This is a genomic window from Maridesulfovibrio bastinii DSM 16055, assembly GCF_000429985.1.
GTDB lineage: Bacteria > Desulfobacterota > Desulfovibrionia > Desulfovibrionales > Desulfovibrionaceae > Maridesulfovibrio > Maridesulfovibrio bastinii.
This window is the reverse complement of the sequence record NZ_KE387016.1, coordinates 58,689-83,220: the sequence shown is the minus strand read 5'-3', so window position 1 is coordinate 83,220 and position 24,532 is coordinate 58,689. Positions and strand designations below refer to the sequence as shown.

Below are 24,532 nucleotides of genomic sequence, written 5' to 3'. Positions count from 1 at the left end.
AGTTTTTATCGTTAAACATTTAAATATCAATAAGATCACCAAAAGGAGGTTCTAATAACCCACCACCGGAGCGGACCCACAAAACGGGATAATCTGGAGTATATTCTGGAAATTTTGAACACTCCATATCGGTAAAATATATCAAACACGATGGGTTGATATTGTTATCATCCACCCAATCAAAAGGAGGACGAAAATCTGTTCCACCACCGCCTTTAGCTTCTATTTTTAAAGGGAGATCCAAACGGTTGAAAACCTGCTCTGAAACGACCTTCATGTCGCACCAGAGAACGCGCAGAGTTGTATCATATTTTGAAAGGATATCAGAAATTTCAGCACTGAAAGAGTTTAACTCGTTATCACTTATACTGCCGGAAGTATCTACAGCTAAAACAACTTCCGAAAGCAGCTCAGCCGATAATGACGGCAGATACAAATCCATATGGATATATCTTCTTCCGGGCGGTATCCACGAATAATCATTTTTTGCTCGGCTGCTGATAAATTTATCCAGAATCGCCCGCCAATCAAGTTTTGGAGGAATCATTGAATCTATAAATCTATCAAATCCACCGGGTAAATCACCGCATTCTCTGGCCTTGTTAAGAGCCTGAACAAGAGTGCTATGCCAATCCATAGCTGGAGTTTCATTACCACCTGAAGAATCATCGGGGGAATCGCGAACTTCTCCAATTCCCTCGTAAGCTGATTCACTGTCTGATTCTTCACCTTCATCGGAGGTATCAGACTCTACAGCATCGCTTTCCATTTTATCAGGCTGACTGGAATCATCATCTCCTTCAGATTCATCTTCCTCAGACTCATCATTCAAACCTTTTTCTGAGCCCTTAGCCGGACCTTCTTCATAATCTACGTCAATACTTTTCGGGCCATCCTTATCCCCGGCATTCTCCGGATTTCCTTTGGAATCGAGTTCTGCTGACAATTCACTGTAAATGGCTTCGGCCTTTTTTCCTCTAAACTTTTCATCATCAAGAAAACCTTCCGGCAACTCAAATCCTGCTTCAAGCAAAATCCAGTTTATCGCATAGTCACAGGCCATATTCCATAATTTATCATCCCTGCCGTTTCTGCGCAGATGATGCTGACAGGCAGGATGCATAACGGTATGGGCGACAAGCCCCTGCAACTCCTGCTTACTCAATTTTTCGATATAAAATGGATTGTATGCCAGCACATTTCCATCAGTCCAAACACCGTTGCAGGCTTTATCTTCCTGTAACGGAAGATGCAGAGCCAGAGTCCCAAAGAATGGATGCTTCAACAGCAGATCAGATCTGGCCATTATCAACTTTCTATTAGAATCCATAATGCTAAACCAGAATATCAGAGTTCGCGGTTGCCCAGCGCTCAAACCCCTGACTCTTGACGATGGATCTTTCTTTACGGACAGCATTCCGAACAAGGAGGACACCGAATTCAACTGGAAGCCGCGAAGCAAATGTCATGATATTCTCAGCCCGTTCCGATGAAGCTTTTGAAGCGACAGATTCGCAAAGAGCGTAAACAGTTGCAGGATCATCAGGAATCGCCACATCCTCAGGAGAATTTAAAACATCTTCAGGATCAGGTATGTTTTTATAAATTCTGCAAAAGCCACAAAATTCAGCTGCTGCGCCTTCTCCAACCGTACCTTTAATCAGTTCATATTCGATTTCATTATCAAGACCTGCGGAAATCATTTTAGAAACAAATTCCCATGATCTAGGTGAAGGAAAGGCTTTTTCCTGTCTTTGGGGATCAAAATCATGCAGTAAATTTGGCCTGAATCGGATAAAAGCAAGAATCTCTTCTGAAACTTTATTTTCGCGTCCCCATTCAAGCCAGTCTTCAATACTTACTTCAAAATCTAAATGAACAAATCTGTTTGCAAGAGCTGAGGGCATTTTATGAGTTACAGCCTTATCAGAATCCCTATTCCCCGCAGCAATCACAACCCAGCCATCGGGAAGTTCATATTCACCGATCTTTCTATCAAGAATCAGCTGATAACAAGCTGCCTGTACCAAAGGTGGTGCAGCATTAAGCTCATCCAAAAACAAAATCCCTCTACCCTCTGAAGGAAGAAAAGACGGGGAACACCAACTTGCGACTTTACCACTGATTTTAGGCAGTCCTCGTAAGTCCACGGGGTCAAGTAATATAGCCCTCAAGTCTATAAGATCATATAATAATTCAGAGGCAGCCTGTCTAACGACCTGACTTTTGCCAACTCCCGGAGGTCCCCATAAAAATGTCGGCTGCTTTGCTTTAATAACGGTTTTTAAAGATTTTACTATCTGCTTTGGATTCATCGAATACCCCTCTCTTCAATAAAATTTGTAAAATGAAAAACTTCTATCTTGATATTGACATTCGTTCTCATTGTCAATTTATAGAATTAATATTGAATTTAATATTATTACAATATGTTATCTGAAATTACCTTCAAAAAAAGAGTACACCGGGGACAATCAAAACTACTTATATGAATAATATTTAATCTTTTCACCCAAGAATTGATGAACGCCTATAGAGGCGCAGAAAAACTCAAAAAACAAAGCAGCAATATTATAGAACTGTCTAACGGACATTAAAAACATTGAACCCAATAATACAATTTAAGCAGTAAAGACTTAATTAAGATTTAATGGAAGTAAGACACACATTATGAATGTAATATAATTTTAAGCATACCTGAGATACTTACCTAATTTTATGTAAACTCTAATCTACTCTAACAAACTACGAATTAATATATATTAGTAAATATAAAAGACTATTTATTTTATGCAATTATATATTTCAGATACGGGAAATTATAATTAATATTGCGTTATTTAAGTCATTACATATTGATTATTAAACTAATTAAATTTAATGAATCAATTTATTCAGTAATTCAAATTCATAATAAATCAAAGTTAGAGCTAAGATCATGATAAAAAACAGTACATTTATATTATTTGAGTCTATTTTATTAATTCTGATTTGCACTGCTTGTAATCCCGGAGTTAAACCTGTTCCAATACCTGACCATTCTAATCTTCCAGCAATACAGAATACAACCGCAAGCCAGTTTGAGCCTATAGCATTTGAAAAAGCTATAATAACGCTCAAGCGAGGGGAATCTATCGGCGCGTTACCGGCTGGATTTTCAGAAGATGGTAACTTTTGCAATTTTCCAAACGGATTACCTCTGAAGTGGGGTGAGGGTAAGCGTCTTATTGGTGGCAGAGATGATGATTTTGCAGACTTCTTTTATGATGTCATGAACAATCAGGGATACAATGTAGTTGGAAATCCATCCGTTATTTTTGATAGAGAAAAAGAATTTGCCAAGGCTAAATATAGAGTCGCTGCCAGAATAAAAAAACTGACAACAAATATATGTCAGGAAGACAGTCTCTGGGATGGACACCATTTGAACAGAGTAAGCGGAGAAATGTATATTGAGGTTGAATGGACTGTTTACTCCAATATCACAAAAAGTTCCGTGCTAAAAATTTCAACAACCGGATATAATAAAATTGTTCATGGTATTTATGACGGAAACGCAATGTTATTAATGAATTCTTTTAATAATGCCGCTGAAAATTTAGCCGCAACTCCAAAATTTCACGACCTGCTCTTAAAAACCAATCTAAATTATACAGAATTCAAACCAATCGGGGATGTCGTTTTAATAAAACCTCAAAAATTGTTCAGCACTAATTTAGATCAAGACCCCAGTAGAATTACTAATGCCGTGGTAACAGTCAGAAATGGTGGAGGACACGGTTCCGGATTCCTGATCTCTGATAATGGGTACATCCTCACCAATGCCCATGTGGTGGGAGAATCCAAAGAAGTACCAGTCCGCATTGAGGGCAAATTTGAACTGATGGGAAAGGTTTTAAAATCAGATATAATTCGTGATGTGGCTTTAATCAAAGTTCCTCTAAGCAGTGCCGCAGCACTCCCCCTAAACTTATCCATTCCAAAACCATCTTCACGGGTATACGCCATAGGAACACCACTTTCACTCAATTATGAAAAATCTATCACAAGTGGAATTGTCAGTGCCCTGCGGTATGAGATAAGAAGTAAAGAAAATTTTATTCAGGCTGATGTTGATATACAACCGGGTAACAGTGGAGGACCGCTGGTAGATGTTTATGGAAATGTAATAGGAATATCCTGCAAAGGTATTATGAATACAGGAGCATCCATTGGAATGAATTTCTTCATCCCCATTTCAACAGCACTGAATGCTCTAAACATTAAAATCAAGAATTAATCTTTGATTAATCAGAATGGCTCTACTCAACCTGAACTATTACTATTATTTGTACTAATTCCTAAACTGACCAGTGAGATTGTACTCAAATAAGTAAATAAAAGATTCCCAGGCAAACCATATTTATTCAAACGTAAACCTGAATAGATATTATAAACAGTTTCATTTTAGTCATTGGATATAACGACAAACTAAAAGACCGGGATCAGCTCTGTTAAACAGCTGAATCCCGGTCTTTTGGTTACCGAAGCACGGAAGGCGGTTCTGCTTCGGCAGGAGTGAAGTTTACTGTATCTTAGAGATACAACAGACTTCTGTGGGCTTTTATGAGGTTGTCTCTACAAATTACAATCAATGTATAATTGAACTTCCGGCTGCGACAACAAAGTCAAAAGTCTGAGCAGGAAGAATACCAAGAGCAAGAACAACTATTGATAAAACTCCGGCTCCGACAAGACTGAAAGCGGTCGTATCCGGCAGAGGTAAATCCTCTGCTTCATCTTTGGTATAAGCATGGCGAACCAGACCAAGATAGTAATAAATTGAAATGGCTGTATTGATACCGGCAATGATAACAAGCCAGTTGTAGCCATGATTCCATCCGGCCGAGAAAAGAAAGAGTTTTCCCATAAATCCGGCCATAGGCGGAAGGCCGACAAGAGCAAACGCCCCGACAGCCAGAGCAAAAGCCAGAGCCGGAGCACGGCGGTACAGACCATTTAAATCATCGAGATCAAGGTTACGTCCATCACTGGCAACTCTGCTTACCACCCAGAAACAGGTGAGGTTCATGGCCACATAAGCCAGAGCATAAAAACTGGATGCTGCAAGCCCTTCCGGGGTGCCTGAAACCAGTCCAATCATAATATATCCGGCATGGGCAACAGAGGAGTATCCGAGGATACGCTTAACGTCCCGCTGGGCCAAAGCTGCGAGGTTACCAAATGTCATGGAAAGTGCGCCGAGAACAGCTATAACGGTTGTTATATCATATCCGGGTTTGAACATGGCTGCCAGCCGCACAAGTATGACAACTGATCCAAGTTTGGGAAGAGTTGCCACAAAAGCCGCAGTTTCATTACTTGCTCCCTGATAAACATCAGGACACCAGAAATGAAATGGGAACAAAGCAAGTTTATAAAACATTCCGGCAAGAAAGAGTCCCATACCTGTTACAGCCATCGGCGAAGCGGAGAATGTCCAGTCAGCCTTAATCAGCTCACTCAGATAAGTAGTGTGAACTCCGGCCAGAATGTAGGAAAATCCGTATAAAGCTAAAGCTGTGGCAACAGCACCGAACAGAATATACTTTATACCTGCTTCAGCTGCCTGTCTGCTCTCACCTCTCAAGGCGATAACGGTATACAGGCTGTAAGAAGAAAGCTCCAAAGCAAGATAAATTGTCAGAAGCTCTACAGCAGATGACAGCAGCATGAGTCCCCAGGCACTTAAGGCCAGAAACAGGAAATAATCTGTTGTCTTGTCTTTCCTTAAAGTAGGCTGTCTGACAGCATTAATTACTGTAACCAGAAAGCCTGCTGAAATTGCCAGTTTGAAAAACTGTGACAAAGCGTCAACCTTGTAAGCTTTCCAGAAAATCAGCCCTTCGCTGTTTAAAGACGTAAAAGTCAGAACAACACCGATAGCCGCCATAAATGGCAACCATGCTGAAACCTTTGGTCCCCAAGAGCTTTTGCCCACGCTTTGAATAAAAAGAAGCGCGATTATAAGCAGTTGGAACAATTCGGGAATAATCAGGCTAGTATCGAAAGTCACGTCTGTATCTCCAGTGTTTTATTTGACGATATTCCTGATGGAATTCCATGCAGTTTCAAGAGGCTTCTGCCCCTCTGCTTTCACAATTTGAGCCTTACTCTGAACATGCTTTTCAAGGTTTGTGAGTGAAGAATCAACAACCTTGAAGAGGAATCCGGGTGCAAGCCCGATGTAAAGTACAAAAACTGCAGGAACAGCAAGGTAAATCCATTCTCTGTAATTAAGATCTCCCCATGGCTTTTTCCATGTAGAAGGTTTGCCCCATGCCAGCTTGAGTGAAACTCGAAGCATGTAAGCCGCAGCTACCATTGCGCCGGGAACCATCCATGCTCCAATCCAGGGATTCTTTTCAAATGCACCGACAAAGACCAGTAATTCACCGACAAAACTGTTTGTTCCCGGGAATCCGAACGATGACAGAGCAAAAAGTCCCCAGAATCCCATAAAGGCCGGCATATATTTACCAAGCCCCAGGTTATCGCCCATTTCACGACTATGACTGCGCTCATAAATAGCACCAATCAACATGAACAGACCACCGGTGGTAATTCCGTGATTAAGCATCTGGAATAAAGCTCCTTCAAATCCGCGAAGATTAAAGAGGAATATTCCAAGAGTCACGAATCCCATATGACCGACTGAAGAATAGGCAATAACTTTTTTAATATCACTTTGACCCAGCGCAACCACACCGCCATAAATGATGGAAGCTATTGAAACAGCAATCATCATGGGCGCAAAATAATGGCTGGCAGCAGGAGTCAGAGGAAGGTTGAAGCGCAGAAAACCGTAGGTTCCCATTTTAAGCAGCACAGAGGCCAGAATGACTGACCCGGCTGTAGGAGCCTGAACATGTGCTGCCGGGAGCCATGTATGAAACGGAAACATAGGAACCTTGATGGCAAAAGCCAGAGCAAGAGCCAGAAAAGCCCAGAATTGAAAATTGAAGGAAAAAGTTTTTTCCATCAGTTCCGGGATGGCAAAAGTTCCGCCTGCGATCCTGAAGGCAACGATGGCAACCAGAAGCAAAGCACTTCCAGCAAGGGTATATAAAAAGAACTTCAGTGAAGCGTAACGTTTTTCTGGTCCGCCCCATACAGCAATCAGCAGATACATTGGAACCAGCATTGCTTCCCAGAAAACATAGAACAGAACTAGATCCAGGGAAGTAAAAACGCCGACACAGGCTGAGGTCATAAACAGCAGGCAGAAGTGAAATTCCTTTTCTCTGCTTTTGATATAAGTCCATGAGCAGAGCACGCAAAGAGGCAGTACAACAACAGTCAGCACAACCATAAGAAAACTTATGCCGTCCATACCGAGATAGTACTCAAGGCCCCATTTAGGCACCCATTGCAGACGTTCAACAAATTGAAAATCTGCTGTTCCCAGTCTAAAAGCGAATATAGTCGGAATGAAAATCACAAGCTCAACAAGTGAAACAGCCAGTGTATAAACTCTAACCGCAGTCACATTCCGAATGAAAGCCAGTCCGATCGCCGCAATCAACGGAAAAAAGATAAGGCTCGTCAGAACCGGATAAGATACTTCTTGCATTGAGATTTCTCCAGTTTATCCAAGGTATGCAACCAGTCCGTAAATACACAGGGCAAGAAACACGGCCAACGCAAGGTAGTCCTGAATCCGTCCAGTCTGGACTCTGGCTCCGGCACGGCCTATGTTTTTCACCGTATAGGCAGTTCCATCCACAACAGTGTCAATTCCTTTGCGGTCGAACCACGATGATCCGGCAGCAATATCCATAAGGGCTCTCAAACCTATGACCCTGTAAACGGTTGTCCAGATTGAATCAGCCCAGGCAATAGGACGGCAGATCAGATACAGACAACCATTACCGATGAGGCGGTAAAGCTTGTCAAAATCAAGATTGCGTCCATGATGAGGTACAATAACTTTACGCATCAGCCAGAAACCGAGTCCGGTGAAAGCCAGAAGCATTGCGGCCTGCAACAGGTGCCATGGAGTATATGGTGTATATTCAACAGGGAAAGGCAGTAATTTATAGAGCATCTGGGGATAAACACCCTGAGCAAAACAAAGCGCTGCTGAAATTCCCATGGCAATATACATATTTTTAGGAATGGTTTTCAGTTTGATGTCTTTTCTGGCCGGCTTATTCCAGAACGCAAAGTAAGGAAGCTTGATGCCGACTGAAAGGAAAGTACCTACAGCTGCAATTTCAAGACCTATGGCCAGCAGGGTATGGTGTGATTCCGCAGCCCCGGTAATAGTCATCGTCTTACTGATAAAACCGTTGAAAAACGGCATACCGGAGATTGAGACCGCGCCGACCATATATAGGAGCATTACGAACGGAAGTTTGCCAACCAGTCCACCGAGCTTATCAAGCTCCGCACTTCCGGCTGCATACATGACGGTTCCAACACCCATGAAAAGCAGGCCCTTATAAAGAATATGGGCATAAGCATGGGCAACAGCTCCGTTCATACACATTGCTGTACCGATTCCTATTCCCGCAACCATATATCCGACCTGTGAAACAATGTGGTAGGATAGAATCCTGCGGGCGTTGTTTTCCATAGAAGCGTAAAGCACTCCGTAGACAGCCATGATTGTACCGACCACTGCAAGCACATAAAAGCCTGCAAAACCTCTGGCCAGAACATAAACAGCCGTCTTGGTGGTAAAGGCACACATAAAGACCGCGCCCGGAATTGTAGCTTCGGGGTAAGCATCTGGTAACCATGCGTGCAGAGGAACGACAGCGGCGTTAACGCAGAATCCAAGAAGTATGAACCAGTCATAATACTGGGCATTGCTAGGATCTACAGGCACAAAAGCAAATGTTCCAAGCTCATGATATCTGAGCAGCAGACCACCTAAGAGGAACAAACCGCCAAGGGTATGGAACATAAAATATCTGAATCCGGCTTCCGTGGAAGTTTTAGTCCGATGCAGCCAGATCAGGAATGTTGAAGCCACGGCCATCAGTTCCCAGAAAACAAACAAAGTCAGATAGTCACCGGCAAAGACACATCCAAATGATCCGGCAACATATAGAGCCGCAGCAGCGTGATGTGCTTTCTCTTTTACATGAAATGAATAAATCATTCCCACAAGAGATTGAATTGCAAAGACATTTGCAAAAACCAGTGACAGTTTATCTACTCTTCCGGGCAACATGACATTGCCAAGGTAGGGTATCATTCCATAGTTTCCGAGTGTTACCGTAAGTACAGAAAAAATAGCCAGAATAGGAGGAATTAATAGCATCCAGCGCCAGTATTTCCCTCTCAGAAAAGGCAGAGCCAGAGCTAAGGCTATAAAAGCTATGGCAGGATGCAGGAATCCGGTGCTAGTCATCATCTTCCTCCGGTCCGACAATAAAAGGTTGTATTATAATTTTCATAAGAAAAACCATTCCAACAGTGAAGCCTAAAGCAAATATCTCCCAGAATCCCGGATAAATATCATAATGATATTCCGCATGGTGCGGATGAACTACAAAGTTGATCGCAACCAGTACAGCCAGAAAGATGAAAAAACACAATCTCCAGGCACCCCGGTTTTTTGTCCTCTGGGTTTCAAACCAGTCTCCAAGTCCGTTACTCATGACCAACGCTCCTAGAATTTACCGAAGATGTTAATAAAGTTCAGGAAAGTCTGCGGATACAGTCCAAGCAGAACTGATATCAGGGCCGTGGTGAATAGAGGAACAACCATACAGACCGGGGCCTCATGAAAACTTTCAATATCCACACCTTTTGCGGGAGCTTTAAAAAATGCCCTGTAAACAACCGGACCAAAATAGCCGGCATTAAGGAACGTACTGGCCAGCAAAGCAAGCAAAAGTGGAATCTGTCCAATAGCCAATGTTCCCTTAACCAGATACCATTTGGTGGCAAAGCCGCAGACCGGAGGCACACCAATCATAGACAGACTGGCTATGGCGAAAGCTCCGAATGTCCATGGCATTTTGCGTCCCAATCCGTTCATTTTACGGATACTCCTGAGATCTGTTGCAACAAAAATTGCACCGGCTGCAAAGAACAGAGTTATTTTAGAAAACGCATGGTGAGCAATATGCATCAGTCCACCCTGAACAGCTTCAGGCGTTAACATCGCTACACCTATAATTATGTATGAAAGCTGACTGACTGTAGAATATGCCAGTCTTGCCTTGATATCATCTTTGGTTAAAGCGATGAGCGATGCCGCCACAATGGTGAAAGCCGCCAGATAAGCTGTGGGGATACCCAGATTCAAGTGGTTCATAAGATCAACACCAAATCCGGAAAGAATGACTCTGGAAACGGAGAAAACACCGGCCTTAACAACTGCCACAGCATGAAGCAGCGCGGAAACAGGTGTCGGTGCGACCATCGCCGAAGGCAGCCAGTTATGAAACGGCATCAAAGCGGCTTTAGCCAGACCTGCTATGTATAAAACATAAGTTATTGTAACCAGTGTCGGGTCGGCATCAGCCGGGAAAATACCGGTCGAGATGTCACCGAGATGGAAATCGAGTGTTCCGGCAATAACATAAGTCAGCACCATAGCCGGCAGGAAAAACAATTTGGATGTACCCATAAGGTAAACCATGTATTTTCTGGCTCCGGCAAATCCTTCATCATCCTGATGGTGGGCGACAAGAGGATAGGTAAAGACTGAAATAACCTCATAAAAAAGATAGAGGGTAAAAATGTTTGCGGAAAAAGCCACGCCGAGAGCACCGAATATCGCGACGGCAAAGCAGAAGTAATATCTGGTCTGAGCGTGTTCATTCAGGCTGCGCATATATCCTATGTTGTAACTGGTCGCGAATATCCACAGGAGTGAGGCAACCAGAGCAAAAACAAAGGAAAGCCCGTCAGCCGCAAAAGAAACATTAATACCAGGTAAGATAGTAAAAAGGGTAAATTTACGTATTGTTCCCTCAAGAACAGCCGGAATCATGGAAGCTACAGAAATGAATGTCAGGATTCCGGCCCAGATGGAAACAGCCTCGCGTCTGTTTTCATTAGCCCTAAAAATCCAAATTAAAAATGGAGCCGCCATGGTTATGGCAAGGGGAATCAGCACCCGGGAACTTGTTACGAATTCTGTTGAAAGTGTCATGGAATTATCCCTTCAGCCTTGAAACAGCGTCTGTCTCAGTGCTTTTGAAACGTTTCGCAACAACAATGATAATGGCAAGCACAAGTGTAGCTTCAGCAGCGGCCAGCCCCATAACGAAAAGGGTTGCGATCTGGCCGGAGGCACCATCGGCTTCAGTAAGCTGTGAAGCGGCAACAATTGAGAGCCCCGCTCCGTTTAGCATCAACTCAACAGAAATGAGCATTCCAACAAGGCTCTTGCGCCAGACAAGCCCATATAATCCAATGCCGAGAAGGCTCAGAGCTATCAACTGGTAAATCATGAGATTACTAAGCACTGTGCCCTCCTCTCTTTTCAAAAGTAAGCAGAACGGCACCGGCCATGGCAGCAAGCAGAACTACTGAGATCAGCTCAAAAGCGAGAGTGTAGTCTCCAAGAAGCCCCTGCCCGAGTTCAGCCAATGGAACTTCAACCGGAATGGCTTTGCTGGCCGGTTGAAAATTGACAATAACCAGACCGAGTATGAAAACCGGCGAAATGAAAGCCAGTGAAGAAAGAAAAGCTTTCACCGGTTTTCTGGCTCCGGCTTCTTCCCCCCCGGCATCCGCTCTGGTTAGCATGACCGCGAAAAAAACAAGAACACAGACGGCCCCGACGTAGATGAGGATCTGCATGAAAGCCATGAACGGTGCTGCCAGAAGCATATACATTCCGGCTACACCAAGCAGCGAGCAGATTAGCCCGACCAGAGCGCGAACAAGACTGTGCGCGCCGACTGCAAGGCATCCTCCTCCAAGAACGAAGACCGCGTAGACAACAAATGCCAACTTTGCCAACATTTCCATAATCAGTCTTCCCTGCTTGAGTTTTCAGCTTCGCCGCAACCAGCCTGTTTTTTCAATCTTTCAAGAAGATCAATCTTGAAAGCATTTCGGTCGGTAGAGGCAAAATATACATTTTCCGAGTAACGAAGAGACCCTACGGGACAATTCTCGACACATGATCCGCAAAATGAGCACAGCGAATAATCGCAGATAAATTTTGCAGGTTCTTTCGGAGCTTTTGGCTTTTGGACTTTTTCTCCGCGTTCCTCGGCTTCCTTCATGGCTTTAAGCTCTTCATCGGTAGGTTTCGGAGCCTTGGCCTTGACGACAGTTATACATTTACTGGGACAGGCGGTGACACACATCATGCACGCTATGCACTTCGGCTTATCCGGAGATTTTGGCTTACCGACAAGCTCGATATGTCCACGAAATTTTTCCAGATCTTCATCAGGAACAGTTTCGCGCGGATAGTGCAGTGTAACCTGCTTATCAATGCTGTACTTGCCTGTGATTTTCAGCCCGACAATCAGACTCCACAGGCTGGAGACATTATCCCAGAATTGTTTGAAACAAGACATAACAATACCTTTCTATACGAGCTTGGTTAAGAGAGCGGTTGCCAGCAGGTTTATTAACGCCAGAGGCATGAGCCATTTCCAGTTGATATTCAAAAGCTGATCAAAACGGACTCTGGGATAGGTCCACCTAAACCAGATCATGACCAGAAGAAGTATGTAGACCTTTGCCAAGAACCACCATGTTCCTTCAAAAAATGGACCTTGCCATCCTCCAAGGAATAGGGCCACGGCAACAGAACAGACCACAACCATATTCGCATATTCAGCAAGGAAAAATAGACCAAATCCCATTCCTGAATATTCAGTATGGAAACCGGCAGTAAGTTCACTTTCAGCTTCAGGAAGGTCGAATGGAGCACGGTTTGTTTCACCGAGAGCACTGATAAAATATATTACAAATGCAAGAGGCTGAACGATGATGTTCCACTGCCACGGCCAACCACCCTGCTCTGCTACGATTTCACTTAAATTAAGAGAACCGGTGGTAAAAGCTATTGCCAGAACAGCAAGAAGAAGAGGTATTTCATAGGCTACAGACTGAGAAACAGCTCTGGCAGCACCGAGGAGACCCCATTTATTATGTGAGCTCCATCCTGCGAGACAAAGAGCAAGCACGTTGAACCCGGAAAATGCAAGAATGAGCAAAAGTCCAAGATTAACGTCCATTCCTGTCAGAACAGGACCGAACGGAATTGGAAGAAAAAGAAGAAGAACCGGTAGGAAAGCAAGAATAGGAGCTATCCAGAAAAGCCACTTATCTGCTCCGTCAGGAGTGAAAAGCTGCTTTCCGATCAGCTTTGCAGCATCAGCAAGCGGCTGAAGCAATCCGTGAGGACCGACTTCAAAGGGCCCCGGGCGTCTTTGGATATGGCCGGCGACTTTACGTTCCAGATACACAAGTATCAAAGCGTTAAGTCCGACAAAAGCGGCTACGGCCACCACGGCTATTACCAGCTTTATTAATTCTATCGGGATTTGTGGCATAACATAGGTTCCTTATTTTTTACCTGTCGATTTCAGGAATAACCATATCCAGACTACCGAGAATCGCTACAGCATCGGCCAGTAGAGTGCCCTTTCCACACTCAGCGAACAGGCTCAGATTACTGAAACCCGGAGCTCTCAATTTAATTCTGTAAGGATTTTTACCGCCGTCACTTATGATATGTATTCCGATTTTGCCTCTTGCTCCTTCCACAGCGCAATAAACCTCTCCAGCAGGAGCTTTCCATGTCGGCTTAGGAGCTTTTTTGACTATGTGCTCCCCTTCCGGAATCATCTTCACAGCCTGCTCGACAATCTTCAGGCTCTCCTCAATCTCATCGATTCTCACAAGATAGCGGGCCATACTGTCAGCTTTGTCGTAAACAGGAACATCCCACTCAAACCTGTCATAAACTGAATATGGTTCAGTAATACGGACGTCAGTTTTTACACCGGCTCCCCTGACAACAGGTCCGGTTGCGCCGTATCGCAGGCACATATCCTTATCGATTATTCCAATATCTTCTATTCTCTTGCGAAGAATGATGTTGTCCGTGACCAGAGCCTTGTACATGGGCAGTCTGTTGCGCAAATATGGAATCAGCTCAGCACATCCCTTTAAGAAAGAATCATCAACATCATGGACAACTCCACCGAATCTGAAGGAGCTGTATGTAAGTCTGGCTCCGGTCGGTCCCATGAGAAGGTCCATAATTTTTTCACGGTCATCAAAGGCATACATGATCGGTGTAAAAGCACCGAGATCCAGAAGATAGGCCCCCCACCAGACCAGATGGGATGTAATTCTATTCAGCTCAGAAGTAATTACGCGTATAAATTCGGCTCTCTCGGGAACTTCTATTCCTCCGAGTTTCTCAACCGCACAGCTGAAAGCATGGTTCCATGCCAGTGGATGCAGATAGTCAACTCTTCCCATGTTCGGCATAAACTGGGATATAGTTTTAACCTCAGCCATTTTCTCATGCATTCGATGGAGATAACCAAGAACAGGTTCAGCCCTGACAATATATTCTCCATCAAGCTCAAGTACGACTCTCAATACTCCATGAGTTGAAGGATGCTGAGGTCCCATATTGAGTATCAGCGTTCCTTCCTGAGAACCCTTCTCAAAATGCCTGGTATAAAAATCACCATCGGGAAATGCGTTCATCTTTTGTTCTTCCTGTTTGGACCGTTATCTGGTCGCAGGTAGTTGCTCCGTATGTCAGATTCTATGCTTCAACATTTTCATCAGCAGATTCAGACTTATCCAATAGACTGAAATCATCTCTCTTAAAGACAATGTCTCCCGAGATAATCAGGTCGGCGATTTCCTTTCTGTCCTTTTCTTCTTTGCAGAGCACAGCACTAGCTCCGTCAGGGTCAAGAAGCAGAGGAATTAAATTGGGATGATCAGTAAATCTGATACCAAAGAAATCGAAGCATTCCCGCTCGTGCCAGTCAGCCCCATGAAAAACTGTCGAAATAGTTGGCACCTCAGGAGAATCATGGTCGGCAACCACTCGCAAAGCGATTCTCTCACTTTTTGAATATCCACTGAAATGGTATGTCAGCAGATAGCCCTCAGCAAAATCAGCGGCACTTACATCTTCCAGATAAAAATCTTTTTTCATCATCTCCGAAGCAGCTTTGGTCAGATCGCTGCTATCCAGAAAAATTGAATAATCGATTCCGGTTTTACTGAATTCGCTTTTTTCGACCATTAACGGAGTGACAGATTTGAAAAATGTATCGCTCATCAGGATAGCTCCTTTGCCAGAGATACAGGCACAGGCCACCAGCGTTTACCGGTTATCTTTCTCTGAAGTTCAAACAAGCCTTCAAGAAGTCCTTCCGGCCTTGGAGGGCAACCCGGGACGTAAACATCCACCGGGATAATCTGATCCACTCCTTCAACAATCCCGTACTGCCCTTTAAATTTGAATGGACCTCCGGAAATAGCACAGTTACCTAGAGCCATTACCCATTTCGGGGCCGGCATCTGCTCGTACAATCTAACTACAGCTGGGGCCATTTTTTTAGTTACAGTCCCCGCCACAATCATAAGGTCCGCTTGCCGTGCGGAAGGACGGAAGACTTCTGCCCCGTATCTCGCCATATCAAATCTGGCCATTCCAACAGCCATCATTTCAATTGCACAGCAAGCCAGCCCAAAAGTCATGGGCCAGATTGACATGGAACGGCAGACATCCAGAATATTCTCAGCCAGTTCCAGCCTTACAAGTCCATCACCAATCTGATGACCGTTCTCGGTCAGGAAATCTTCCGCGGCCATGAAAATACCCCTTTTCTCCAGAAATAAATTATCGCGGCAGCAAGCACAGCGACAAAAATCAACAGTTTGAAAAAAGCACCCATACCTTCGGTCTGAGGGTATTGGACGGCAACCGGGAACAGATAAAGTACGTCAACATCGAAAGCCAGAAACAGCAGAGCGTAAACATAGTAGTTCACGCCAAATCTGGTCCATGGACTTCCATAAGGACGTATTCCACATTCGAATGGCATCCCCATATCTCCGCCCTTTGCCCTCGGGGCTATAACCCAGGCTAACAAAAGCGGGCCACCGGCAAACAAGAGGCCGACAAAAAGAAAAAGGAAGATTGCCAACTGGAGCCAGGTAAAAACCATTTTCACCTCACAGTTATTATTTTGAAAAAGATAACACAAAAAAATAACTATTTAAAATTTTTAAGCGATCAACCTTTTTCAAAGTTTGTTATAACCTCAATAGATTACAGGTGAACCGCCTATTTTTATTAGAGTCTATTGCACCGCGGTTGACTAGTGTCAAGAACATCTCAGGCTACTAATATGCACTTTGAATTGACGCATATATATTTGTGAAAAAATTATCACATATAAAATATCAATAATATAAGTAGATATACTAATATGACCCACTCTAGTTTTACAATTAGGGTCACTATTATCCCGATAGCTGACTGTATTGTTTTGTCCCATTTCCCTAGAATCAAGTTCGATTTTTAAGATAATTTTTATAAAAAAAGGTCATTGGTTATAACGACCATATTAGTTCTTTTTTTCACAATATTTATGTAAAATATTAGTTGTTTTGGTTATCATAAATTAATTTCTATGAATTTGATAGATATACATGGATATAAGTTATACATCATTCGGATATCTGTCTCTTTTTTCTTGGAAAATGATTACCCAATTTTCATTGGACCCAAAAAAAGGACAGCCCCTTTGCAGGACTGCCCTCTTAGAATCAGGAAAATATGCAAAATAAAACTAAAGCATTTTGCAGACTCCGTTATAACAAAATGCAAAGCGTCTTTTATTATCCCCTTTAACCATGTACATAGCTTCGTCAGCTTTTCGTACAAGATCCTGCGGACTACTGGCATCCTCTGGGAAAAGACTGATACCAATAGTTGCTCCGATCTGGCACTTTATACCTAAAAAACTAAATGGTTCAGTGAGGCAGGATATAAAATCCTGAGCAACCTTAGCAACGCTTTCTCTATCCAAGGGCCTTTCCAGCAGCACACAAAATTCATCCCCACCAAGCCGGGCAAGGGTGTCTGAAGAACGAAGCCTTGTCTTCAGTCGGCAAGCCACACTCGAAAGAAGAATATCCCCGGCTTGATGACCATACTCATCATTTACAGATTTAAAATCATCCAGATCTATAAACAGCAAAGCTAATTCATTCTTATAGCGTTTTGCATTTTCAATTGAATTTTCAAGTCGATCAAAAAATAAATATCGATTGGGGATGCCAGTTAATGCATCAACCGTTGCTTTCTCCTGCAACTGAATTTCAGACATTTTTCTCTGGGTTATGTCCTCAACTACGCCTTCAATATAAAACTCACCGTCTTCTTCAAATAGTCTGGAACTTTCAGAGACCCATATTTTCGTACCGTTTTTAGTCGTGGCCCGTATTTCATAATCATTTAGACTACGATCCCTTTTTAATCTTTCAATATAAAAAGATCTTTCATCGGGGTCCATAAAACTCCCGCCTTCTGCCGTATATTCAACCAGTTCAGCTACAGAATCAAAACCAAGAATACGCGCAAAAGCTGGGTTGGCTTCAACGAAAACTCCTTCAAGAGTAGAGCGGAAAATTCCCTCAACAGCTCTATAAAAAATATTTCGATATTTTTCTTCCGCAACACGCAAAGCCTGTTCTGTTCTTTTTCTCTGTTTTATCTCCTGTTCCAGAAGATCTTTCTGCCTCTTCAACTCAAGAAAAACACCAACTTTACTTCGTAGAGTCGGTGGATCGATGGGCTGTGTCAAAAAGTCCACAGCACCGGCATCATAGCCCATTCTGGCATATTCAGGATCTTTATAAATCGCAGTTAGAAATATTATCGGAACCAGTTTACCGTTAGGATTTTTTTTAATTTCCCGCGCTGTTTCATAACCATCCATACCCGGCATCTGGACATCGAGAAGTATCAAAGCAAAATCATTTTCAGAAACAAGTTCAATGGCTTGCGAGCCACTATACGTTAAAAAGATATGTGCGTCTTCATTGACAAGCAATTTTTCCAAAAGGGTCAGATTGACCTGATTGTCATCAACAATCAGAATTTTTAGTTTTTCCGACATAATCACCCCGAAAGACTCTATGCAAGAGCTTTCCTCCACCGTAAAAAGATTACACCTCTACAACACTTTATTATTCATCGTCGCTTGAATTATCACATAAAAGGACGTAAAGAAAGTAATATATGATAGTTGCTTATATAATGGAGTATAAATGAATCAAGGTCAGCATTTTCTCGTTACTGGCGGAGCCGGTTTTCTGGGATCACACCTCTGCAAAAGACTACTGGATCTCGGACATGAAGTTTTATGTATTGATAACTATTACACCGGGATGAAAGCTAATATTCTTGAGCTTATGGATAATCCTTATTTTGAGATTATGCGCCATGATATTACCTTTCCACTATATGTTGAAACGGATAATATTTTCAACCTTGCGTGCCCTGCTTCCCCCATACATTATCAATTTGACCCGGTGCAAACCACCAAAACCTCAGTTCATGGTGCCATAAACATGCTGGGTCTTGCCAAAAGAGTGAAGGCAAAAATTTTTCAGGCCTCAACATCTGAAGTGTATGGTGACCCTAAAATACATCCACAGGAAGAATCATATTGGGGTAATGTCAATCCCATTGGCCTAAGAGCCTGCTATGATGAAGGTAAACGATGTGCGGAAACGCTTTTTTTCGATTATCACCGCCAACACGGATTAAAAATTAAAGTTGCTCGTATTTTTAATACATATGGCCCTAATATGGCCATGAATGATGGTCGTGTTGTTTCAAACTTTATAGTGCAGGCTCTTAAGAATGAGCCGATAACATTATACGGGGATGGATCACAGACAAGATCATTTTGTTATGTTGATGACCTGATAGATGCTTTCGTAAAGACCATGGACAGCCCGGATGAATTTATAGGTCCGGTCAACCTTGGAAACCCTAAAGAATTCAGCATAAAAAATCTTGCTGAAATCATTAAAGATATGACGGGATCGTCATCAAAAATTAAATATAATCCATTGCCGGAAAATGATCCCTGCCAGCGTAAACCTGATATTTCTCTGGCTAAGAGAAAATTGAAATGGACACCTTCTACTCCACTGGAAGTAGGCCTGAAACCGACAATAGAATATTTTGAAAAAATTCTATCAAAAGGAATCAAAAATAATCATCAATAACCCGATCATACAAACACTAAAAAAGCCGGCCAACAAAAGTTGACCGGCTTCATAATTTAAGCAAAATACGGACAAAAACTATTCCACAGAAAAAACTCCTGACTTACCACCCTCTTTATAAACAAGGCGGCAATCTGAAATCACAATATCTTTCTGAACGGCTTTACACATGTCGTAAATAGTTGCCGCTGCAATCTGAACTGCTATCAGCGCTTCCATTTCAACGCCGGTTCTTCCTGTAGTTCTGGCTTCAGCTTCCACTTCTATTATATTGAGTTCTTTTTTAACTTCAAACCGTACGTCAACATAACTCAATGGGAGAGGATGACATAACGGAATAAGATTATGGGTTTCCTTTGCAGCAAGAATACCTGCAATCTTTGCAGTATTCAAAGCATCACCTTTAGGAAGGGCCTTGCTCAACAAAAGATCCATGGTCTTACCGGAAACCTTGACTATGCCTCTGGCAATAGCCTTACGGACAGTGTCCACTTTTCCGGAAACATCAACCATGACAGCATTGCCGTCTGCATCTATATGTGAAAACCCGGAACTCATTATTAATCTCCCATGACTTTGTCTTTAGCCTTTTTCCAAATTTTCTTAACCTTTTTCATAGGCTTCTCATCTTCAAGCTTTTCAAACTCTTTCAGAAGCTCTTCCTGACGTGAAGTTATTTTGGTCGGAGTTTTGACCTTAACTTCCACAAGAAGATCCCCATGATGTGAGCCACCGAGATAAGGCATACCAAGACCACGAAGCTGAAAGACTTCCCCGCTCTGAGTTCCTTTAGGAATATCCATTGAAATAGGATCATCAAGAGTGGGAATTTCTAATTTGCAGCCCAGCGTAGCCTGAACAAAAGTGATTTCCTGTGTAAGGACAAGGTCCTGTCCCTGACGTCTGAAGACATCATCAGGCTTAACGGTAATCACCACATAGAGATCACCGTGCGGTCCACCGTTTTCACCGGCCTCACCTTCACCCCTGAGGCGAAGTCTTGAGCCGTTGTCAACTCCGGCAGGGATGCGCACACTGAGGCTCTTCTGCTTGCGGACGGTCCCCCTTCCGCGGCAGGTTTTACAGGGGTCCTTGATAATCTGTCCCCGACCGTGACATGACGGGCAGGATACAGCTATTTTGAAAAAGCCCTGATTCTGATGAACAGTTCCGGTTCCGTGGCAATGCTGGCAGGTTTCAACAGAAGACCCTGAAGCAGCCCCGGTCCCTCCACACTCATCACAAGTGTCAGTCAGCGGAATATCGAGTTCAACTTCAGTCCCCTTAGCAGCTTCTCTGAACGAGATATCCAGATTATAGCGCAGATCGGAACCAGCTCTTGCCCTCGGTCCGCCACGGCTTTGGCCAAAACCAAAGAACTCTCCAAAAATATCTCCAAAAGCACCGAAGATATCCTCAGAAGACTGAAAACCGCCGAATCCGCCATTATTGTTCAGGCCTTCGTGCCCGAAACGATCGTAAAGGCTTCTTTTCTCGGGGTCTCTTAAAACTTCATAAGCTTCTGCAGCTTCTTTGAAATTGGTTTCAGCTTCATCATCTCCGGGATTACGGTCAGGATGGAACTGAAACGCTTTTTTCCTGTAGGCGCGTTTGATTTCATCCTCAGAGGCTTCTCTACTGACCTCGAGGACTTCATAATAACAACGTTTGGACATGACTAAATCTTAGTTATCTGAATTGGAGGAAGTATTTGTATGATAGCTTTCAGGAATAACCTTGCTGGCAGCAATTTCCCTTAAAGCTGTTACAGCTTCCTTGTTTTTGGACTCAACAAGAGGAGTATAACCTTCACGATACTGCTTAACCCTCTTAATTGCCATTTGGACAATAAGAAATCTATTTCCCACTTTAGCCAGACAATCTTCTACTGTAATGCGTGCCATGTGTTCTCCAAAGCATCGGTTGGATCCGGAAGTTATTCCGGAGTTATTTTCTAAGGGGAATCTGTCCCTGCAAATCTTCAAGGAGTTTATTGGTAACCGGATAATAAACTGTCCCGTTTCCGACAGAAAGCCAGCACTGCCCCTCAGGCAGCCCCGGATCTGAGAGAAATTCAACTTTTGCCAGTTCTTCTCCGGAACGGTTCATTATCTTCCAGGTCATCACATGCCTGGCTTCTTCTCCAAGACTTTTGACCGATTCCGCCTCGAATTCTAATTCATTAAGTCTCCATAACGACATGTCAATGCCTAAAAGTTTTTTATCCTGAGCGGGAGACTTCCATACGCCATCGGACTTATAGGCTTTAAATGTTTGATTTCCTTGTTCTATTATCATTGACCCGACTTTGCCGGTTTCAATGGATAAAATATTTCTCTTGCGCATGTCGAAAGCCGTCTTTTTCAACTGATCTACATGCCCTTTGTCAAGTACGAAATTACCATATTGAGCGGTAGAATTGGCGATAAACGGATTTTTTTCATTATCCGTCCTGAAAACCTGAACCGTCTGCACGGTATTATCTTTAAAACCGACATCAACACTAAGAAGCAGAGATTCAATTTTACCGGTGGAATTTTGTACCAGAAGTTTAGCTCCGGTTTCTATCAGAGAGTGAAGCAGCAGGTCTGATTCAGACGATGAAACTTTCACATCTTCACTGAATGAAGCCGGAAACTGAAATTTAAAATCAGAACTTTTATTATCTCTGGATATTTTCCACGAAAAAGTCTCCCCGATATTCATACCCACAGATCGGACATCTTCAGTACTCCCCCTGACAAGATGCAGATCAAAAAAAGAATTAGGAGTTTCGCTGTAAAGCGATGAAAAATTTTTTCCAAGAAGAAAAAGCTGATCTTTATTTAGAGAATTGACAGCATAATAGCCTTCGCCGGAATGAACAGCCTTGCCAATTTTAATATCAAGAACCTGTCCGCCCCCTGTAACTATTTCAATACGCGGTTGGTCCAGTCCGTATTTAGATAGTTCGGACTTGCGTATCCTGCCAACATAATGAAGCGGTCTGCCGGTAGACAGAAGCTCCAGAATATTTTTAACTTTTTTTGAATCTGCAAAAGGTGAAACCTTCCACCCCGGGATAAGAACATTCCAATGGGAAGCACTGCGGATAAGAGAGAATCCGCAACTCTTTTTTACATAAATATCAATACGATCAATCTTTTTAGTATCTGCGGCAGACCATACCGGGTCCGGATGATTACCCACTGTCCGGGGGGAACCATAATAAAAGGTCGCACAAATGGCTGCGACTAAAAAGACAAAGAAAACGAAGTGCTTCAGCAATTATAGCAACCTTTAAATAGAATTATGCCTTTAGGACAATTGTATATTATATCCATTCTTAGCTTGCGAGTCAATCAACAATAGTGCATTGTCCCGAAACCCGGCAGGCTTTGTAAGCAAGCCTATCTTACAAACACTTTTAAAGGAATATATACTTACACAGGATTCAGTTTCAATGGCTAAATGGGGAAAACTCAGTTTCGCTCAAAAAAAATGTGTCTCAACTATTGGGATGCTCATGCAGAAAACCGAAATGGTTTCGGAAGGTTCACGCGTGGGAATCGCTGTCTCAGGCGGCGTTGACAGCTTTGTGCTGATCAGGACCATGCTGATCAGACAGGCTATTATGCCATTTAATATTGAATTAATGGTATTGCACTTAAATCCCGGATTCGACCCGGAAAATCATATTCCCCTCTCAACATGGTGCAGTGAACACGGAGTTTCATCACATATTGAGCTCACAGATTTCGGCCCCCGCGCTCACAGCCCTGAAAACAGAAAAAATTCAGCATGCTTTTATTGCAGCAGGTTGCGCAGAAAAAGACTGTTTGAACTCTGTGATCAATATAATCTTACCCATCTTGCTCTGGGACACAATGCAGATGATCTTGTTACCACTTTTTTTATGAACATGCTGCAAAATGGGAGAGTGGACGGCCTTTCCGCAAACGAACCATTTTTTAAAGGTAAATTGCAGATGATCAGGCCGGCTCTGATGCTTGAGAAGAAATTTATAAAAACTGCTGCCAGACAATGGGGCCTGCCAATATGGGCAAACGACTGCCCCTCAAATGGAACAACCAAGCGCAATACCATAAACAGCTGGGTTTATGATTCATGGAAAAAAGATCCGCGAATAATGAACAATATCATAAACGCCTTAAAGCGTTGGCAGCTTGACTTAAACATCAAAACGACATAGATAATTCAGTAATTATTCAGTATCGCTGGGTATATTACAAATTTAAAACACGGATAAATCAGCCAGCAAAAATATGTTATTCAAAAGATATCACATAGTTGTTTTCAGAGATCCTCACGGAAACGCCAGTAAATTCAGAATTCACGGCTGTACCTTTTGCTTATTGGCACTTCTTTTTATAGGACTTGCCGCAGGCAATGCTTATTTATGGAATTACTACAGAAATTACTCTGTACTCGAAAGACAGCTCTCTGAATCTGAAAATGCTGTTCAGAACCAGAAAACCCAAATTCTGGCTCTATCGCAAAAAATGCAAAATATTTCCAAAGATCTTGATAGAGTACGAAATTTTGATTCAAAGCTCAGAGTCATGATCAATCTCGACCAGAGTATTGCCGGAAAAGATACCGCCAAAGGCGGAGCAACAGACGCTGATTTCTCTAAAAATTATCTGCCCCTATACAGGCAGGAACTGCTTGTAAGAAAAATGCATGAATTTTTAGAGCAGCTGAACACTGAGGCAAGGCTCGAAGAAGTAAGACAGCAGCAGATAATTTATACCATGCGTTCAAAACAGGACGTTCTGGATTCAACTCCGTCAATTTGGCCTGTTGAAGGCTGGGTTTCATCACCATTTGGATGGAGAACTTCACCATTCACCGGAAGACGCGAATACCATAAAGGCCTTGATATCTCATGCCCCATAGGAACAGCCATTTATGCTCCGGCCAAGGGAAAAGTTATTTTCAGTGGCATTGACGGCGGGTATGGACGCTGCATTAAAATAAGACATGGAGCAAATGTTACTACCAGATATGGTCACATGAGCCGTCTTGGAGTAAAAAAAGGACAGGTTGTAACTCGTGGAGAGCTGATCGGATATGCCGGAAGCACCGGTAGATCAACAGGACCACATGTTCACTACGAAGTAAGACTTGGAGGAGTTCCGGTAAATCCGCTCCGCTATATTTTGAATTAACTGCTTTGGATTCAGACATTAAGTCAAATCAGCACAGCAGGATAAATAGAATTTAAAGCAAGGCCCTTTCGGAAATTTAATCCGGAAGGGCCTTTGATATTTGCCGA

The 24,532-nt window shown here is 43.0% G+C and carries 24 protein-coding genes; 4 read left to right on the top strand and 20 right to left on the bottom strand.

Annotation, left to right across the window (positions count from 1 at the left end; all coding sequences use genetic code 11):
* Positions 1–19 precede the first annotated feature (19 nt).
* Both G496_RS0117840 and G496_RS0117835 read right to left on the bottom strand, forming a co-directional pair.
* On the bottom strand, positions 20–1,330 hold the full coding sequence (locus G496_RS0117840; RefSeq protein ID WP_027180469.1) for a vWA domain-containing protein: 1,311 nt from the start codon (positions 1,328–1,330) through the stop codon (positions 20–22).
* Positions 1,331–1,334: 4 nt separating this feature from the next.
* Positions 1,335–2,315, bottom strand: coding sequence for an AAA family ATPase (locus tag G496_RS0117835; protein WP_027180468.1), 981 nt, complete (start codon positions 2,313–2,315; stop codon positions 1,335–1,337).
* A gap of 623 nt (positions 2,316–2,938) precedes the next feature.
* Here G496_RS0117835 and G496_RS20765 point away from each other — a divergent pair.
* Entirely contained in the window at positions 2,939–4,279 is a 1,341-nt protein-coding gene (locus G496_RS20765) for a S1C family serine protease (RefSeq protein WP_051295141.1), read from the top strand.
* Positions 4,280–4,630: 351 nt separating this feature from the next.
* Here the strand turns inward: G496_RS20765 and G496_RS0117825 are convergent, their stop codons facing one another.
* The 14 genes from G496_RS0117825 to G496_RS0117760 form a co-directional block, all read right to left on the bottom strand.
* Entirely contained in the window at positions 4,631–6,055 is a 1,425-nt protein-coding gene (locus G496_RS0117825) for an NADH-quinone oxidoreductase subunit N (protein ID WP_027180467.1), read from the bottom strand.
* Between the two features lie 18 nt (positions 6,056–6,073).
* Positions 6,074–7,612, bottom strand: coding sequence for a complex I subunit 4 family protein (locus tag G496_RS0117820; protein WP_027180466.1), 1,539 nt, complete (start codon positions 7,610–7,612; stop codon positions 6,074–6,076).
* Between the two features lie 15 nt (positions 7,613–7,627).
* Entirely contained in the window at positions 7,628–9,400 is a 1,773-nt protein-coding gene (locus G496_RS0117815) for a Na(+)/H(+) antiporter subunit D (RefSeq protein WP_027180465.1), read from the bottom strand.
* Positions 9,393–9,650 carry a hypothetical protein gene (locus tag G496_RS0117810; protein ID WP_034633830.1) on the bottom strand — a complete coding sequence of 86 codons (258 nt, stop codon included), beginning with the start codon at positions 9,648–9,650 and terminating at the stop codon, positions 9,393–9,395. Before G496_RS0117810 ends, G496_RS0117815 begins: the two co-directional genes overlap by 8 nt.
* Before the next feature lie 11 nt (positions 9,651–9,661).
* A complete protein-coding gene (locus G496_RS0117805; RefSeq protein ID WP_027180463.1) occupies positions 9,662–11,155 on the bottom strand; it encodes a monovalent cation/H+ antiporter subunit D family protein in 1,494 nt (497 codons plus the stop codon).
* Positions 11,156–11,159: 4 nt separating this feature from the next.
* A complete protein-coding gene (gene nuoK, locus G496_RS0117800) occupies positions 11,160–11,456 on the bottom strand; it encodes an NADH-quinone oxidoreductase subunit NuoK (protein ID WP_034633859.1) in 297 nt (98 codons plus the stop codon).
* Between the two features lie 7 nt (positions 11,457–11,463).
* Complete coding sequence (locus G496_RS0117795) at positions 11,464–11,979, bottom strand: NADH-quinone oxidoreductase subunit J family protein (protein WP_027180461.1); 516 nt, start codon at positions 11,977–11,979, stop codon at positions 11,464–11,466.
* 2 nt (positions 11,980–11,981) lie between these two features.
* Entirely contained in the window at positions 11,982–12,539 is a 558-nt protein-coding gene (locus G496_RS0117790) for a 4Fe-4S binding protein (RefSeq protein WP_027180460.1), read from the bottom strand.
* 12 nt (positions 12,540–12,551) lie between these two features.
* On the bottom strand, positions 12,552–13,523 hold the full coding sequence (gene nuoH / locus G496_RS0117785; protein ID WP_027180459.1) for an NADH-quinone oxidoreductase subunit NuoH: 972 nt from the start codon (positions 13,521–13,523) through the stop codon (positions 12,552–12,554).
* Between the two features lie 19 nt (positions 13,524–13,542).
* Positions 13,543–14,694, bottom strand: coding sequence for an NADH-quinone oxidoreductase subunit D (locus G496_RS0117780; RefSeq protein WP_027180458.1), 1,152 nt, complete (start codon positions 14,692–14,694; stop codon positions 13,543–13,545).
* A 61-nt stretch (positions 14,695–14,755) separates the two neighbouring features.
* A complete protein-coding gene (locus G496_RS0117775) occupies positions 14,756–15,283 on the bottom strand; it encodes an NADH-quinone oxidoreductase subunit C (RefSeq protein ID WP_051295140.1) in 528 nt (175 codons plus the stop codon).
* Positions 15,283–15,819, bottom strand: a complete 537-nt coding sequence (locus tag G496_RS0117770) for an NADH-quinone oxidoreductase subunit B (RefSeq protein ID WP_027180456.1) — start codon at positions 15,817–15,819, stop codon at positions 15,283–15,285. The genes G496_RS0117775 and G496_RS0117770 overlap by 1 nt, the downstream gene beginning before the upstream one ends.
* Positions 15,798–16,175, bottom strand: coding sequence for an NADH-quinone oxidoreductase subunit A (locus G496_RS0117765; protein WP_027180455.1), 378 nt, complete (start codon positions 16,173–16,175; stop codon positions 15,798–15,800). Before G496_RS0117765 ends, G496_RS0117770 begins: the two co-directional genes overlap by 22 nt.
* Before the next feature lie 627 nt (positions 16,176–16,802).
* Positions 16,803–18,134 (bottom strand): two-component system response regulator, encoded by a 1,332-nt coding sequence (locus G496_RS0117760; RefSeq protein WP_027180454.1) that lies wholly within the window; start codon positions 18,132–18,134, stop codon positions 16,803–16,805.
* 151 nt (positions 18,135–18,285) lie between these two features.
* Here G496_RS0117760 and G496_RS0117755 point away from each other — a divergent pair, with 151 nt between their 5' ends.
* On the top strand, positions 18,286–19,254 hold the full coding sequence (locus G496_RS0117755) for a UDP-glucuronic acid decarboxylase family protein (RefSeq protein WP_027180453.1): 969 nt from the start codon (positions 18,286–18,288) through the stop codon (positions 19,252–19,254).
* 78 nt (positions 19,255–19,332) lie between these two features.
* Here G496_RS0117755 and moaC read toward each other — a convergent pair whose 3' ends face one another.
* From moaC to G496_RS0117735, 4 genes are read right to left on the bottom strand one after another with little or no spacing between them, the layout of a single operon-like run.
* Complete coding sequence (gene moaC / locus G496_RS0117750; RefSeq protein ID WP_027180452.1) at positions 19,333–19,812, bottom strand: cyclic pyranopterin monophosphate synthase MoaC; 480 nt, start codon at positions 19,810–19,812, stop codon at positions 19,333–19,335.
* Between the two features lie 2 nt (positions 19,813–19,814).
* The gene (gene dnaJ / locus G496_RS0117745) at positions 19,815–20,930 is read right to left on the bottom strand and encodes a molecular chaperone DnaJ (RefSeq protein WP_027180451.1); all 1,116 of its coding nucleotides are present in this window, start codon (positions 20,928–20,930) and stop codon (positions 19,815–19,817) included.
* Positions 20,931–20,939: 9 nt separating this feature from the next.
* Positions 20,940–21,158 (bottom strand): DNA-directed RNA polymerase subunit omega, encoded by a 219-nt coding sequence (gene rpoZ, locus G496_RS0117740; protein ID WP_027180450.1) that lies wholly within the window; start codon positions 21,156–21,158, stop codon positions 20,940–20,942.
* A 43-nt stretch (positions 21,159–21,201) separates the two neighbouring features.
* Positions 21,202–22,443, bottom strand: a complete 1,242-nt coding sequence (locus G496_RS0117735) for a DUF4340 domain-containing protein (protein ID WP_051295139.1) — start codon at positions 22,441–22,443, stop codon at positions 21,202–21,204.
* A 253-nt stretch (positions 22,444–22,696) separates the two neighbouring features.
* Here G496_RS0117735 and G496_RS0117730 point away from each other — a divergent pair, with 253 nt between their 5' ends.
* Together G496_RS0117730 and G496_RS0117725 are read left to right on the top strand one after the other, a co-directional pair.
* Complete coding sequence (locus G496_RS0117730) at positions 22,697–23,446, top strand: tRNA lysidine(34) synthetase (protein WP_027180448.1); 750 nt, start codon at positions 22,697–22,699, stop codon at positions 23,444–23,446.
* Between the two features lie 73 nt (positions 23,447–23,519).
* A complete protein-coding gene (locus G496_RS0117725) occupies positions 23,520–24,425 on the top strand; it encodes a M23 family metallopeptidase (RefSeq protein ID WP_027180447.1) in 906 nt (301 codons plus the stop codon).
* The last annotated feature ends 107 nt before the right edge of the window (positions 24,426–24,532 follow it).